Annotated in this window: 13 protein-coding genes, 1 tRNA gene and 1 rRNA gene; 13 read left to right on the top strand and 2 right to left on the bottom strand. The window is 42.9% G+C overall.

The window, feature by feature from the left end:
* Positions 1-19: 19 nt before the first annotated feature.
* Positions 20-1,246 (bottom strand): SPFH domain-containing protein, encoded by a 1,227-nt coding sequence (locus T356_RS0107265; RefSeq protein ID WP_026513931.1) that lies wholly within the window; start codon positions 1,244-1,246, stop codon positions 20-22.
* 130 nt (positions 1,247-1,376) lie between these two features.
* Between T356_RS0107265 and T356_RS20260 the strand changes: the two genes are divergently transcribed.
* From T356_RS20260 to T356_RS0107240, 5 genes are all read left to right on the top strand, one after another.
* Entirely contained in the window at positions 1,377-2,948 is a 1,572-nt protein-coding gene (locus T356_RS20260) for an ASKHA domain-containing protein (RefSeq protein WP_026513930.1), read from the top strand.
* A 36-nt stretch (positions 2,949-2,984) separates the two neighbouring features.
* Positions 2,985-3,317, top strand: coding sequence for a cupin domain-containing protein (locus T356_RS0107255; RefSeq protein ID WP_026513929.1), 333 nt, complete (start codon positions 2,985-2,987; stop codon positions 3,315-3,317).
* Complete coding sequence (locus T356_RS21275; RefSeq protein ID WP_197020891.1) at positions 3,314-3,484, top strand: DUF6472 family protein; 171 nt, start codon at positions 3,314-3,316, stop codon at positions 3,482-3,484. The genes T356_RS0107255 and T356_RS21275 overlap by 4 nt, the downstream gene beginning before the upstream one ends.
* 9 nt (positions 3,485-3,493) lie before the next feature.
* The gene (locus tag T356_RS0107245) at positions 3,494-4,150 is read left to right on the top strand and encodes an NUDIX hydrolase (RefSeq protein WP_026513928.1); all 657 of its coding nucleotides are present in this window, start codon (positions 3,494-3,496) and stop codon (positions 4,148-4,150) included.
* A gap of 337 nt (positions 4,151-4,487) precedes the next feature.
* Positions 4,488-5,786 carry a Yip1 family protein gene (locus T356_RS0107240; RefSeq protein ID WP_026513927.1) on the top strand — a complete coding sequence of 433 codons (1,299 nt, stop codon included), beginning with the start codon at positions 4,488-4,490 and terminating at the stop codon, positions 5,784-5,786.
* A gap of 90 nt (positions 5,787-5,876) precedes the next feature.
* Here the strand turns inward: T356_RS0107240 and T356_RS0107235 are convergent.
* A tRNA-Ser gene (locus T356_RS0107235) sits at positions 5,877-5,963 on the bottom strand.
* A 123-nt stretch (positions 5,964-6,086) separates the two neighbouring features.
* On the opposite strand from T356_RS0107235, the gene T356_RS0107230 reads away from it, so the two are divergent.
* From T356_RS0107230 to T356_RS0107195, 8 genes are all read left to right on the top strand, one after another.
* On the top strand, positions 6,087-7,160 hold the full coding sequence (locus T356_RS0107230; protein WP_026513926.1) for a 6-phosphofructokinase: 1,074 nt from the start codon (positions 6,087-6,089) through the stop codon (positions 7,158-7,160).
* 33 nt (positions 7,161-7,193) lie between these two features.
* Complete coding sequence (gene dnaX, locus T356_RS0107225; RefSeq protein ID WP_026513925.1) at positions 7,194-8,792, top strand: DNA polymerase III subunit gamma/tau; 1,599 nt, start codon at positions 7,194-7,196, stop codon at positions 8,790-8,792.
* A gap of 2 nt (positions 8,793-8,794) precedes the next feature.
* Positions 8,795-9,142 carry a YbaB/EbfC family nucleoid-associated protein gene (locus tag T356_RS0107220; protein ID WP_026513924.1) on the top strand — a complete coding sequence of 116 codons (348 nt, stop codon included), beginning with the start codon at positions 8,795-8,797 and terminating at the stop codon, positions 9,140-9,142.
* The gene (recR, locus tag T356_RS0107215; RefSeq protein ID WP_026513923.1) at positions 9,142-9,741 is read left to right on the top strand and encodes a recombination mediator RecR; all 600 of its coding nucleotides are present in this window, start codon (positions 9,142-9,144) and stop codon (positions 9,739-9,741) included. Before T356_RS0107220 ends, recR begins: the two co-directional genes overlap by 1 nt.
* Before the next feature lie 27 nt (positions 9,742-9,768).
* The gene (locus tag T356_RS0107210; RefSeq protein WP_026513922.1) at positions 9,769-10,806 is read left to right on the top strand and encodes an aldose epimerase family protein; all 1,038 of its coding nucleotides are present in this window, start codon (positions 9,769-9,771) and stop codon (positions 10,804-10,806) included.
* Between the two features lie 30 nt (positions 10,807-10,836).
* Entirely contained in the window at positions 10,837-12,060 is a 1,224-nt protein-coding gene (locus T356_RS0107205; protein ID WP_026513921.1) for a DUF5711 family protein, read from the top strand.
* A gap of 17 nt (positions 12,061-12,077) precedes the next feature.
* A complete protein-coding gene (locus T356_RS0107200) occupies positions 12,078-12,542 on the top strand; it encodes a CvpA family protein (protein ID WP_026513920.1) in 465 nt (154 codons plus the stop codon).
* A gap of 205 nt (positions 12,543-12,747) precedes the next feature.
* A 16S ribosomal RNA gene (locus T356_RS0107195) occupies positions 12,748-12,928 on the top strand; the annotation flags it as partial.

The following is a 12,928-nucleotide window of genomic DNA, read 5'->3' as shown; positions in this document are numbered from 1 at the left end:
ATTATCCTCAAAAAATCATTTATTTTCTGGGTGAACCGCAACTTGTGCAGAAGTTTCCGTCGTTTACCGCACCGCAAGAACATGTCCATGTTGTTGCAGGCTTTTTTGCTCCGCAATTGGGGCAGAAGTTGCCGGTATTTACAGAACCGCATGAGCAGGTCCAGGATCCTGCGGCTGCCTGGTTCTGTGCGGGCTGAGGCTGAGCAGGCTGCCCCTGCATGGGCTGAGCTTGTTGTTGCTGTGATCCCATTGCAAAGAGCTGGTTGGCATTCATTCCGCCTGCCTGCTGTGCCATATTCATTCCGGCAAATGCCATCATGGGGCCTGTAGCAGTGTTTTTTGCTGCATCCTGCATTGCCTGCGCCTGTGCATTTGCCAGAGTTGCGGCAGCCATGCTGGGATTTCTGAGTGCGCCTGTGCGCTGAAGCTCTTTGATTGTCTTTTCATCCTCTTCGTTTGCTGTAACGGAACTGATTCCGAAGCTTGTGAGAGTGATTCCGTAGAAGCCTGACCATTTATTTGAGAGAACTTCGTTTAAGGCATCTGCAATCTCAGTTGTATGTCCGGGGAGTGAGCTGTATCTGATGCCCATCTCGGAAATCTTTGCAAATGCGGGCTGAAGAGCTGTGAGAAGCTCGCTCTTAAGCTGTGATTCTATCTTGTCTTTTCTGAATACACCTTCAATATTTCCGCAGATGTTCTTGTAGAAAAGAATCGGATCTACAATTCTGTAACTAAACTCGCCGTGACATTTGATGCTTACGTCCATATCAAGACCGATATTTGTGTCAACTACGCGGAAAGGAACAGGGTTGATCGTTCCGTACTTGTTTCCGAGTATTTCTTTTATGTTTACAAAATATACGCGCTGATCCTTTGCGGCAATTCCTCCGAATCCGACTCTTTTGCCGAATTCCTTGAAACTGTTAAGGACCGACTCGCTGAGACTTCCGTAAAAAATTGAAGAATCGGTTGAAGAGTCATATACATATTCACCTGCATCGGCAGAGATGTGAGTGATCTGTCCCTGATCTACAAGGATCATGCACTGACCTTCGTTTATTGCGATTATGGATCCGTCGGAAATTACGTTGTCGGATCCTTTTTTATTTGCACCGTTACCGACTTTTTTTTCACCCTTTGTAATCAATACATCATTAGTTAATGAAGGGCAGTAGAAGTACTCTCTCCACTGATCTGCAAGTACATTGCTGCCTGCTATTGTTGCTGCTTGAATAAGCCCCATAATTATCTCCTTTCGAAAACGAAAAAATTACAAAAATATTTTCGCACATTTAACATCAAAAAACCATAATATGAAAAATAAAATAGCGGTGTGATACAATAGGAAAAAAACAGTTTGGCATGGTGGCAGAGTGAAGAGGATAAAAGTCCGCATTGAGCATAAAAAAAATATTGTTACGCTCGAAGCTTTTAAGGGGAAACAGCTTAAAGGTGTGCTTTCGGATGCCGGTTTCAATGTGTCATATCCATGCGGCGGAGCCGGAAGATGTGGAAAGTGCAGGGTTAGATTTATTGAGGGAGCGCCGATCCCCAATACGCTCGATAAGACTTTTTTGAGCGAAAAAGATATTGCGTGCGGCGTGCGGCTCTTGTGCAGATGCAGTCTGGAAACGGATTGCAGTGTCTGCATTGATGATTCGGGGCTTGTTGAAGAAGATATTGTTGCAGAGACTGCAAGGAGTGTCGCGGGATCCGGAGATTATGATAAGTACGGGATTGCTGTCGATATCGGTACAACGACGATAGCCGCGGCGCTTGTCGGAGTATCGGATGAGGGCGGAAAAGAGATTCTTCATACTGCAAGCTGCGTAAATCATCAGAGACGTTTCGGCGCGGATGTAATATCAAGGATAGCGTATGCTTCGGGTGCCGGGCAGGATGTAAATGCGAATAAGCTGGAAGAGCTTAAAGATATCGTGCGAAAAGATATATCTGGTCTGATAACGGATCTGACAGCCGGGATTGAAGAAATGGGCGGCGGCGATATTTCACAAATTGTTGTTACCGGAAATACCACGATGCTGCATATTTTTAGAGGGCTTGATGTTGAAGACTTGGGGAAATATCCCTATACGCCTGTTGATAATAATGTATATGAAACTGAGATGTTTGGCTCGGATCTTGTGACAATGCCCGGGATATCCGCGTTTGTCGGGGCGGATATTGTCGCGGGAATTTATTATTCTGAGATTATAAACAAAGATAATAAAAAAGAACTTCTTTTGGACCTTGGAACTAACGGGGAGATGGCTTTTTTTGACGGAAAGGACCTTAAGGTGACATCAACTGCGGCGGGACCTGTGTTTGAGGGCGGGGCTATATCCTGCGGAGTAGCATCTGTGCCGGGAGCTGTGTGTCATGTTGATATAACGGGGGATTTTGAAAAAGGTTTTTTAACAAATGCCACGACTATAGCCGGCAAGGCTCCCATAGGACTTTGCGGAACGGGAGTCATGGAGGCGGTTTCGGAACTTGTACGAAACGGGATTGTCGATAAGAGCGGACTTCTTTCAGATGATTTTTTTGACAAAGGCTTTGCCCTTACGGATGACGGACGCATAACGGTTACGCAGCAGGATATAAGGAATATTCAGCTTGCGAAGGGGGCTGTATATACGGGACTTAAAGAGCTTGTCGGAAGAGATGCGCCTGATAAGGTGTATATCGCCGGAGGTTTCGGATCGAATCTTGATTACGAGAGGATAAGGAGCATAAAGCTTTTTCCGGGCGGCTTCTCAGGTGAAACCGTGAGCATCGGAAACAGTTCGCTGAAGGGGGCTGTCAAACTGCTCTCTGCAATTCTTTTGGGGAGAAAAGAAGAAGCTCTTTTTGATATAAATAAGATAAAAGAATGTGCGACTGAAATTATACTTGCGAATAATGAAGACTTTGACGATTCATTTGTTGATGCCATGAATTTTTGATAATATGACCTTGTCTATAATATGGAGGTTTTGAATATGTTAAATGATAGATGGGTATTTTATGATGATGTTAAACCGGAGGATCAGGGAAACGGCGTGGTAAGAAGAGTGCTTGCGTACAGCAAAGACCTTATGTGCGTCGAGAACACTTTTGAAAAGGGAGCTGTCGGTGCGCTCCACCATCATCCGCACACGCAGATAACTTATGTTGTGAGTGGCAAATTTGAGTTTGAGATCGATGGGGTAAAAAAAGTTGTTAAAGCCGGAGACAGCATGCTTAAGACGGACAGCGTCGAGCACGGCTGCGTTTGTCTTGAAGAGGGCGTTCTTCTTGATATCTTTAATCCAATGAGAGAGGATTTCGTATGATCTGTGATACTTGTGCCAATTATGTTTATGATGAAGACTGGGAATGTTACACTTGCATGGTAAATATGGACGAAGATGATTATTACAGGCTTATGTCCGGAACTAACAAGGACTGCCCGTATTATCAGGACAATGATGAATATAAAGTCGTAAGACATCAGATGTGAGGAATGATTATGGAAGGACCAAAGATTACAAAAGAAAAAGTTAAGACTGTAATGGATGAAAAATTTTTGAGAGTTTTTGATCTGCAGTATGATGAGGGAAGACATTATTTTGATGCGACGAGAAGAGGCTTTGACGATATCGTTGCCGTCAAGAGCGATGAAGAGTTCAAAAAAATGATTCCCGATGCGGTGAGCTGTCTTGTTGTTTTCGAGGACGGCGATGATTCGAAACTTTTGCTTTCCTATGAGTACAGATATCCTACGGGAAGATTTTTGCTCGGTGTTCCCGCGGGGCTTGTCGATCCTGATGATAAGGACGCCAAATCTCCGGCAGAGTCTACCGCTATCAGAGAGATTCGCGAGGAGACGGGAATAATCTTTGATGAAAATAAGGATGAGATTTTTGTTATAAATCCTCTTTTGTTCAGTACGCCCGGAATGACGGATGAGAGCAATGCGCTTGTAGGAGTTGTTCTTAAAGGTCATGACATTTCGCAGCTTACGCAGGAAGGCGCTGAGGGACAGGAGTGCTTTGACGGCTTTGTTCTTGTTGATAAGGCTAAGGCAAAAGAGCTTTTGAAAAACGGAGTTGATGACAGAGGGCATTATTATTCGGTTTATACATGGGCTGTTCTGATGTACTTCGTGAATGATATGTGGAAATAATCCGAGATATGGTTTTGGGATAATTCTTTTTTAACAGAATATGACAGAATTATAATCCGGCTGCAGGGGTATTTGCTTGCAGTCGGTTTTTCTTTTATATAAGAAAAAAACTGTAAGTGGCTTGAAATAGCAGCATTATAGGTACTGAACACCCCCAAAAAATAGCTAATAGATTATTGCAAATACATATTGACGTAATGGTAACAAAAATGGTAACATGATAATACTTGGAATGTTAAATTACAAGTAAAATATAATTATCAATTTAGAAACAAGGCTATCAGGCACTTTATTCAAAGCATGCAATAGGGGATTGGATAGCTCGGAGGTAATTCAGATGGGTGTATGCGAATACTGTGGAAAAGAACTTGCTGACGGAGAACTCTGTAAGTGTGAGCAAGCGCAGAATAAACGTGAAGCCAATGAGATTAGAAAAGTTTTTGATATGATAGATAAGGGAGAATTCGGAGAGGAAGAGCGTAAGGCTAAACCTAAGAAAAAGACAACCCGTGCAAAAAAGCGTAGCACATTCGCTGAAGAGGCGGAGGAAGCTATAGCTGAAGAATCATCTGAGGAAAAACTTGAAGAGAAGGTTGTAAAAAAGACCAGAGCAAAGGCTAAAACAAAAGTTGAAAAAGAAAATGAAGTAAAAACTGAAGCTGAAAAGGAAGAAAAAGCTGAAGTAAAGACAGAAGAGGCGGCAGAAAAGACAGAGGAAGAAAAGCCTGCCGAGAAAGTTGAAGAAAAAGCAGAGGAAAAAGTTGAGGAAGTAAAGACAGAGGCAGCAGAAAAGGCAGAGGAAGTAAAAGCTGAAGAAGCGGTTGAACTTAAACCTGACCCTAAGCCTGTTTTTGATATGGCTTCTTTGACAGATGCTAAGGAAGAAAAAGTACAGAAGGTACAGGAGAAGAAAGCTGAGCCTGTTAAGAAAATCAAGGAAGAGCCTCAAAAGCCCGTTAAGCAGGTTAAGAAGGCTTCCGCAAAGGTTCCTGAGATTGACCTTGCGGCAATTAAAGAGGATGCATCCGAAGCGTTTGCAAGATTTGTGGATCTTTTCAGCAAGCCTGTAACAAACGGAGCAAGCTTCGCGGCAGGAAGGAATTTTACATCGGCACTCATTTTTATGGTTGCCCAGGTACTGTTCTCATCCATCTTCGTTGCGGTTCTTATATGCAAGATCAACAATGAAATGACTGAGCAGGTATTTCCTTTCATGGATCTGTCGGGATATAAATTCTCTGCAGGAGGATCGTTTGTACTCGCAATGCTGTTTTCGGCGTTGCTCGCAGTAGTATTTGCACTTCTTATGTACGCTGCGGGAAGAGCAATGAACATCGATGTGGAATTCAAGGAAGCGGTTGCAATTGCCGGAATTAAGTCGGCATTCATGATTCCTTGCATTATACTTGCAATATTCTTTACAATGATAAGCGCTATGCTTGGAGCTGCGATCTATTTGATCTTTGGAATAGTAGTGCTCTGCATGGTATTTGGAATAGTATTTGAGAAATATAAGACGAATAAGAACGCTATGCTTTATCTGTATTCAGCAGTAATACTGTTGTTTTTAATCATTCTTTTCGTTGTTTATTCAAATTCAGTTAAATTGTACATTCCCGATGCATTTCTTAAGTAGTCCGCGTAAATGCAATATGGGAAAAGTGCTTTTGCCATTATACAAAATAAGAGGTCTCATAACCGAGACCTCTTATTTTGTGTATAAAAGCGGAGTCGGAGGGATTCGAACCCTCGTGCCCAAAAAGGACAAACGCATTTCGAGTGCGCCTCATTACGACCACTTTGATACGACTCCAGAACGTTTTACATTATACTGATTAAACAGGGCTTCGTCAATCGGTATTAGCTTGGCATAGGTGATATTATTTTGTATAATTAACGGTAGTATGCGATAAAAATTCAAGGAGGCCTATTCATTATGATGAGAATCGGAATGTTGACCAGCGGTGGTGATTGTCAGGCTTTGAATGCTGCTATGCGCGGCGTTGTAAAATGCATCGCCAACAGCGGAGAAGAAGTTGAATTCTACGGCTTTTTGAATGGCTATAAGGGACTTATATACAGCGATTTTCGAATGCTTACTTCCAAGGATTTTTCGGGCATTCTTACAAAAGGAGGAACTATTCTCGGAAGTTCGAGAACTCCTTTTAAGACTATCAGAGAACCTGACGAGAACGGTTTGGACAAAGTAGAGGCTATGAAGCAGAACTACTACAAGTTAAAGCTGGACTGCCTTGTTGTTCTCGGAGGAAACGGTTCGCAGAAGACAGCTAATCTTCTGAGTGAGGAAGGGCTTAATATTGTTTCGCTTCCTAAGACTATCGACAACGACCTGTGGGGAACGGATATGACTTTCGGTTTCCAGAGTGCGGTTGATATAGCGACCGGAGTTATTGACAATATTCACACGACGGCTGATTCTCACGGAAGAGTTTTTATAATTGAAGTAATGGGACATAAGGTTGGATGGCTCACTCTTAATGCTGGAATTGCAGGCGGAGCCGATGTTGTCCTCATACCTGAGATTCCTTATGACATAGACAAGGTATGCAATGCGATAAGAGCACGTGATGAGAGAGGCAGCAGGTTCACTATCATTGCGGTGGCTGAAGGAGCGATATCCAAGAAGGACGCCAAACTTTCCAAGAAGGAATATAAAGAGAAAATCTCAAAGCGCAAATATCCTTCTGTTTCATATGAGATCGCGGAGGAAATTCAGAAGAAGACCGGACATGAAGTAAGAGTTACGGTTCCCGGTCATATGCAGAGGGGCGGAGTTCCCGATCCTTACGACAGAGTATTTGCATCGAGACTCGGAGCGGAAGCGGGATGGCTCGTTCTTAAGAAGCAGTATGGATACATGGTTGCTTACAAGAACAGAGAGATAGTAAAGGTTCCGCTTAAGGATATTGCGGGCAAGCTCAAATCCGTGGCACCGGATGCCGGAATAATCAAAGAGGCCAAGGCTCTCGGTGTTTGCTTCGGGGATTAAGGCACAAAAAGTTTTGTTTGGAGCATTTTTTTAATGAGTTACGTTGCATTATACAGAAAATTCAGACCTCCTGTTTTTGAAGATGTAAAAGGACAGGATCATATAGTAACCACGCTGAAAAATCAGATAAAATCTGACAGAGTCGGACACGCTTACCTGTTTTGCGGAACACGCGGAACAGGTAAGACTTCTGTTGCCAAGATTCTGGCAAAAGCAGTAAACTGTGAAAATCCGATAGACGGAAGTCCGTGCGGCGAATGCGAGATGTGCAAGGAAATCGCTGCAGGAAACAGCATGAATGTGATTGAGATCGATGCCGCATCAAATAACGGTGTTGATAACGTAAGAGAGATCATAGATGAAGTTTCTTACTCTCCCACGAAGGGAAAGCGCAAAGTGTACATCATTGACGAGGTGCATATGTTGTCAACGGGAGCTTTTAACGCGCTCCTTAAGACGCTTGAAGAGCCGCCGTCATATGTGATGTTTATTTTGGCTACAACGGAAGTTCATAAGATTCCCATTACGATACTTTCAAGATGTCAGAGATATGATTTCCACAGGATCACAGTGGACAGAATTGAGGAGCGCCTCAGAGAGGTAGTTGATTCGGAAGGAATAACCGTTGAGGAGCGCGCGCTTAGATATATTGCCAAGACGGCTGACGGATCAATGAGAGATTCACTGAGTCTTCTTGATCAGTGCGTTGCGTTCAACTACGGCGAGGAACTTACTTACGATAAGGTTCTTAATGTGCTGGGAGCTGTGGATACAGAGGTGTTTAGCAGGCTCTTTTCCGCAATATATAGTCAGAATGCGGATGATGCACTCAAGATATTGGCAGATGTGGTCGTTCAGGGCCGTGAGCTTTCGCAGTTTGTAAACGATTTTGTCTGGTATCTGAGAAATCTCATGCTTATTCAGGCTTCGGATCAGATGGAAGATGTTGTGGATATTTCCACGGACAATCTGAAAGTGCTGAAAGAGCAGGCTGAGGGCGTAAATGTAGATACGCTTCTTAGATATATCAGGATTTTTTCGGAGCTTTCTTCTCAGCTTAGATATGCTACGCAGAAGAGAGTGCTTATAGAGATAACACTTATAAAAATGTGTAAACCTCAGATGGAACCCGGAGAGGATTCGGTTGAGGACAGGCTTAGGATTCTTGAGAAACATGATGAAGAGAATTCAAAGCTTTTAAAGGGAATTCAAGGCGGACAGATTGCGGTGGCGACCGGTTCGGCGGTTAATACCGGAAACGATAATGATGTAAAAGAAAAGAAGGTGCTTGACCGTGCTGTCCCTGAGGATATAAAGCGCATAGTCGCAAATTGGTCCAGAGTGATCGCAGGAATGGAAAATCCCATGAAGACATATTTGCAGAGAGCAAAGCTCAGTCTCGGAAACAATGACACTTTGCAGATTGTCTTTGATAATAAGCAGCTCGCCGATAAGTATAATTCGGGACAATCGGCTGACGATCTTCAAAATGTTCTTGATAATGCCATAGGCAAACATGTGTCGTTTGAGACGCGTTATATTGAGCCGCAGCAGACTTTTGAAGAGAATTATGTAAACCTGCAAGCTATAAATTTTGATATAGTAACAGAAGATGATGAAAAGGAGAATTAGAAATGGCTAAAAGAGGCGGTTTTCCCGGAGGCGGAATGCCCGGAAACATGAGCAATCTTATGAAACAGGCGCAGAGAATGCAGCGTCAGATGGAGGAAAGTCAGAAGGAACTTGAGGTAAAAGAGTTCACTGCAAAAGCCGGTGGCGGTGCTGTAGAGGCTACGGTATTCGGAAATAAGACTTTGAAGAACGTTGTTATTTCACCTGATGCAGTTGATCCTGATGATGTTGAGATGCTTCAGGATATGATAGTTGCTGCAGTTAATGAGGCTATGAAGCAGGCAGAAGAAGCGAGCGGAGCTATGCTTGGCAAGATGACCGGCGGATTGGGCGGAGGATTTCCTTTCTGATGGATCTTTACAGCGGACATATCAATCGTCTGATAGATGAACTGGCTTCCCTGCCGGGAATAGGTGGTAAATCGGCGCAGAGGCTTGCTTTTTATATTATAAATCTGCCCAAAGACAGGGTGAAAAAGCTTGCCGACACAATAACAAGTGCAAGAGAAAACGTGCACTATTGTAAGGTGTGTTGTACTCTTACCGATGAAGACATCTGTCCCATATGCGGTAACTCAAACAGAAACCATAAGACTATCATGGTTGTTGAGAATGCCAGAGATCTGGCGGCATATGAGAAGACCGGCAAGTATGACGGGGTATACCATGTTCTTCATGGGGCTATTTCTCCTATGTTGGGAATAGGTCCCGGAGATATACGGCTCTCAGAGCTGATGCAGCGACTTCAGACGGAAGAGGTTGATGAAGTGATAGTAGCGACCAATTCCAGTCTCGAAGGTGAAACGACTGCGATGTATATAAGCAAACTTATCAAGCCTACGGGCATAAAAGTCACCAGAATAGCCAGCGGAGTTCCTGTCGGGGGCGACCTGGAATATATTGACGAAGTTACTTTGCTCAGAGCTTTGGAAGGTAGAACAGAATTATAATGTTCATAAATATGGAGGTAATGTAAAATGGCAGTAAAAAAAGTGTTATTTGGGGAAACTCCCGCTAAGGAGCAGGTGTACGAGTATCACATCTCTAACAAGAACAATGTAGAGGTTGTTGTGATCAACTTTGGTGTTACGATCAAAAATATTTTTGTACCCGGCAAGGATGGAAAACTTGTTGATGTGGTTCTTGGTTATGATAATCTCGAAGGATATCTTCAGAATTCATGCTTCCTCGGATCGACGGTAGGACCTACAGCCAACAGAATCTGCGAAGCTAAGTACAAGATTGACGGAAAAGAATTCACACTTCCCGTAAATGACGGGCCTAACAATCTTCACACAGATATGGATAACGGATTCCATAAGAGAGTATGGGATGCCGTAGAAGGTGATGACAGCGTTAAATTCACTCTTAAGGCGGCGGACGGAGATCTCGGATTTGCCGGAAACCGAGTGTTTGAAGTTACATATTCTCTTTCAGAGGACAATTCATTATCTATCCACTATAGTGCGACAAGTGATGCAAATACACTTATCAATATGACAAACCATGCATATTTCAACTTGAACGGTCATGGTTCTATTCTTGATCATGTGCTTAAACTCAATGCATCCAATTACACACCTGTTATTGATTCAGCTGCGATTCCTACAGGTGAGATTGAAAGTGTTAAGGGAACTCCTTTTGATTTCCTTGCGGAAAAAACTATCGGAAAAGATATTGAAGCCGATAACTATCAGCTTAAAGCTGTTGGCGGATACGACCATAACTATGTTGTTGACAATGCAGATGGATCTATCAACGAGATAGCTGTTCTTTCTTCACCTGAAACAGGAATCACAATGAAGTGCTTCACGGATCTTCCGGGAGTTCAGCTCTATGCCGGCAACTTCCTTAGCGGTGAGAACTGTAAAGGCGGAGTTTCATATAAGAACAGAGAAGGTGTATGCCTTGAAACACAGTTTTATCCCAACTCGATCAATCAGGAAGGATTCCCTAAACCTGTATTTGGTCCTGATAAGGCTTATGATACAACAACAATCTATCAGTTCGTATAATTAACGAAGCTGATATAACGGAGGTTTGTCTTGGCAGAAGTACGTGATTTTAGTACATATGCTGGTAAATTAAATAGCAGAAAAAAGAGCGGTGCTTCCGACAGGCAGACCTCTTACAGGGAAAAGATAAGAAGCCACAAGCTGAAAGTTTTTATAAGAGCAGTGGCTATTATTGTAGGTGTTACTGTTCTGACTTCGGTTATATACATCAGCTGGCGTGATAAGCAATATTCTCAGGCTTCTACTTCACAGGGAGTACCTGTTAATAACGGAACCGGTACGCAGGTAGTCAGTCTTAACGGCCATATCATTCAGTACAGTAATGATGGCGTGAGTTGCCTGGATGCAACGGGGAAGGCTCTTTGGAATCAGACGTATGAAATGCAGAATCCCAAAGCAAGAACCTGCATGGATACTATAGCCATAGGTGAGAATAACGGACATGAGATCTATGTGAACAGCATCAGCGGGCCGATGGGAGAAGTGAAGACAGAATTTCCCATAAGAGATTTCTGTGTATCTTCACAGGGAGTTGTTGCGGCAATTCTTGATGATGAGGATGTAACACATATTTTTCTTTATGATGCTCAGGGAAACAAGCTTGCAAATTTGCGCTCCACAATGAAGGAAACGGGATATCCGGCCAGTATAAGCATTTCTCCTAACGGAGAGCTTTTGTGTGTTGCATATCAGAATCCCAAAGATGGAGCGGTAAAGACAAGCATCGGTTTTTATAACTTTGGCGATGTCGGTCAAAATATGCAGGGACACTTGGCAAGTGGGTATGATTACAGCGAAGAAGTTGTTCCTTTCGTACGTTTCATGAGTGCGGATAAGGCGTTTGCTGTTTCCAACAGTGAGATCATGTTTTATTCGGGTAAGGAAAAACCCAAAGAGCGCGCGAAAAACCCGATCGGAGAGGATGAAATACGATCAGTTTTTTTCAGCGATTCATATGTGGGACTTGTGTTTGCGGAATCTTCCGAAGAGGGAGAATATAGGCTGCAAGTATATAATTCAACCGGAGAATCGGTGCTTACCACTTATTTTGATATGGATTACTCGGAAATTATTTTCAGCAATAAGCAGATTGTCATATACAATGAAAAAGAGTTCATGCTAAAAGATATGAACGGAAAAGTGAAGTACCAGGGAGAGTTTGAGGAACCTGTAAGAAATATGATACCTACAAACACCATGAGCAGCTTTGCTTTGGTGACAAGCAGCAGAATCGATACATTGTCGCTTAAGTAGTCAAACAGAGGAAATTTATGAGTTTGGACATATCACAGATTGTTATAACTATTGCAGTGGTCTGCATTATCTTATGGAGAATATCATATGGAGCAAATAGTGGCCTGATTGCGGAAGCGGCAGGCTTAATTGCTGTTTTGGCGGCATTTGCTTCTGTATATTTTGTGATGGGAATTACGGAAAATGTCACACAGAAAAGCTTTGGAGGAATAATTCCAAAGATTGGTTATCTGATAGTGGCGTTTTGTGTTTACAGACTTATGACGGGAATAGGAGAGAGCCTCAGGAAGATGAAAGAAATTCCGGTTCTTGGAAGGTTTGATAAAATTCTTGGAGCGGTTCTTGGACTTTTTGAAGCTTTGGCGATACTTTACCTCGTAGAATACGTTACGGACATAAAACTCTTGACAAGCCTCCAAGGCGCATGGACACTGCTTTCTGGGAAAATCAGAAATGATTTTTGGAAAAGTTTTATAAAATAATAAAAAAAATTCAAAAAAGTTATTGACACGGCATAGGGCCTATGATATTCTAAGTAAGCTGTCGCTGAGGACAGCGGCAACAAAGCACTTTGACAAATAAACAGTAATGCAACCCTGAAAGATTCCAAGAGAATAATTCAGAAAAATGTAAATTAACGGACAGAACGAAAAGCCAAGCTTAAGTTCTTAGCCGGATTAAACTTTTAAACGTGAGAGTTCGATCCTGGCTCAGGATGAACGCTGGCGGCGTGCCTAACACATGCAAGTCGAACGGAGATTTAACGCTGATGAAGCTTCGGCAGATTCTTGTTAAATCTTAGTGGCGGACGGGTGAGTAACGCGTGGGCAACCTGCCTCATACTGGGGGATAACAGCTGGAAACGACT

The organism is Butyrivibrio sp. LB2008 (assembly GCF_000621565.1).
In the GTDB taxonomy this organism is placed as follows: domain Bacteria; phylum Bacillota; class Clostridia; order Lachnospirales; family Lachnospiraceae; genus Butyrivibrio.
This window is presented reverse-complemented; position numbering and strand designations above follow the sequence as displayed.

What these genes read in the sequence shown, in the direction of transcription:
- T356_RS0107230 (WP_026513926.1), top strand. Translation starts at nt 6,087, where the DNA reads ATGATGAGAATCGGAATGTTGACCAGCGGTGGTGATTGTCAGGCTTTG.
- recR (WP_026513923.1), top strand. Translation starts at nt 9,142, where the DNA reads ATGGATCTTTACAGCGGACATATCAATCGTCTGATAGATGAACTGGCT.
- dnaX (WP_026513925.1), top strand. Translation starts at nt 7,194, where the DNA reads ATGAGTTACGTTGCATTATACAGAAAATTCAGACCTCCTGTTTTTGAA.
- T356_RS0107200 (WP_026513920.1), top strand. Translation starts at nt 12,078, where the DNA reads ATGAGTTTGGACATATCACAGATTGTTATAACTATTGCAGTGGTCTGC.
- T356_RS21275 (WP_197020891.1), top strand. Translation starts at nt 3,314, where the DNA reads ATGATCTGTGATACTTGTGCCAATTATGTTTATGATGAAGACTGGGAA.
- T356_RS0107265 (WP_026513931.1), bottom strand. Translation starts at nt 1,246, where the DNA reads ATGGGGCTTATTCAAGCAGCAACAATAGCAGGCAGCAATGTACTTGCA.
- T356_RS0107210 (WP_026513922.1), top strand. Translation starts at nt 9,769, where the DNA reads ATGGCAGTAAAAAAAGTGTTATTTGGGGAAACTCCCGCTAAGGAGCAG.
- T356_RS0107240 (WP_026513927.1), top strand. Translation starts at nt 4,488, where the DNA reads ATGGGTGTATGCGAATACTGTGGAAAAGAACTTGCTGACGGAGAACTC.
- T356_RS0107245 (WP_026513928.1), top strand. Translation starts at nt 3,494, where the DNA reads ATGGAAGGACCAAAGATTACAAAAGAAAAAGTTAAGACTGTAATGGAT.
- T356_RS0107220 (WP_026513924.1), top strand. Translation starts at nt 8,795, where the DNA reads ATGGCTAAAAGAGGCGGTTTTCCCGGAGGCGGAATGCCCGGAAACATG.
- T356_RS0107255 (WP_026513929.1), top strand. Translation starts at nt 2,985, where the DNA reads ATGTTAAATGATAGATGGGTATTTTATGATGATGTTAAACCGGAGGAT.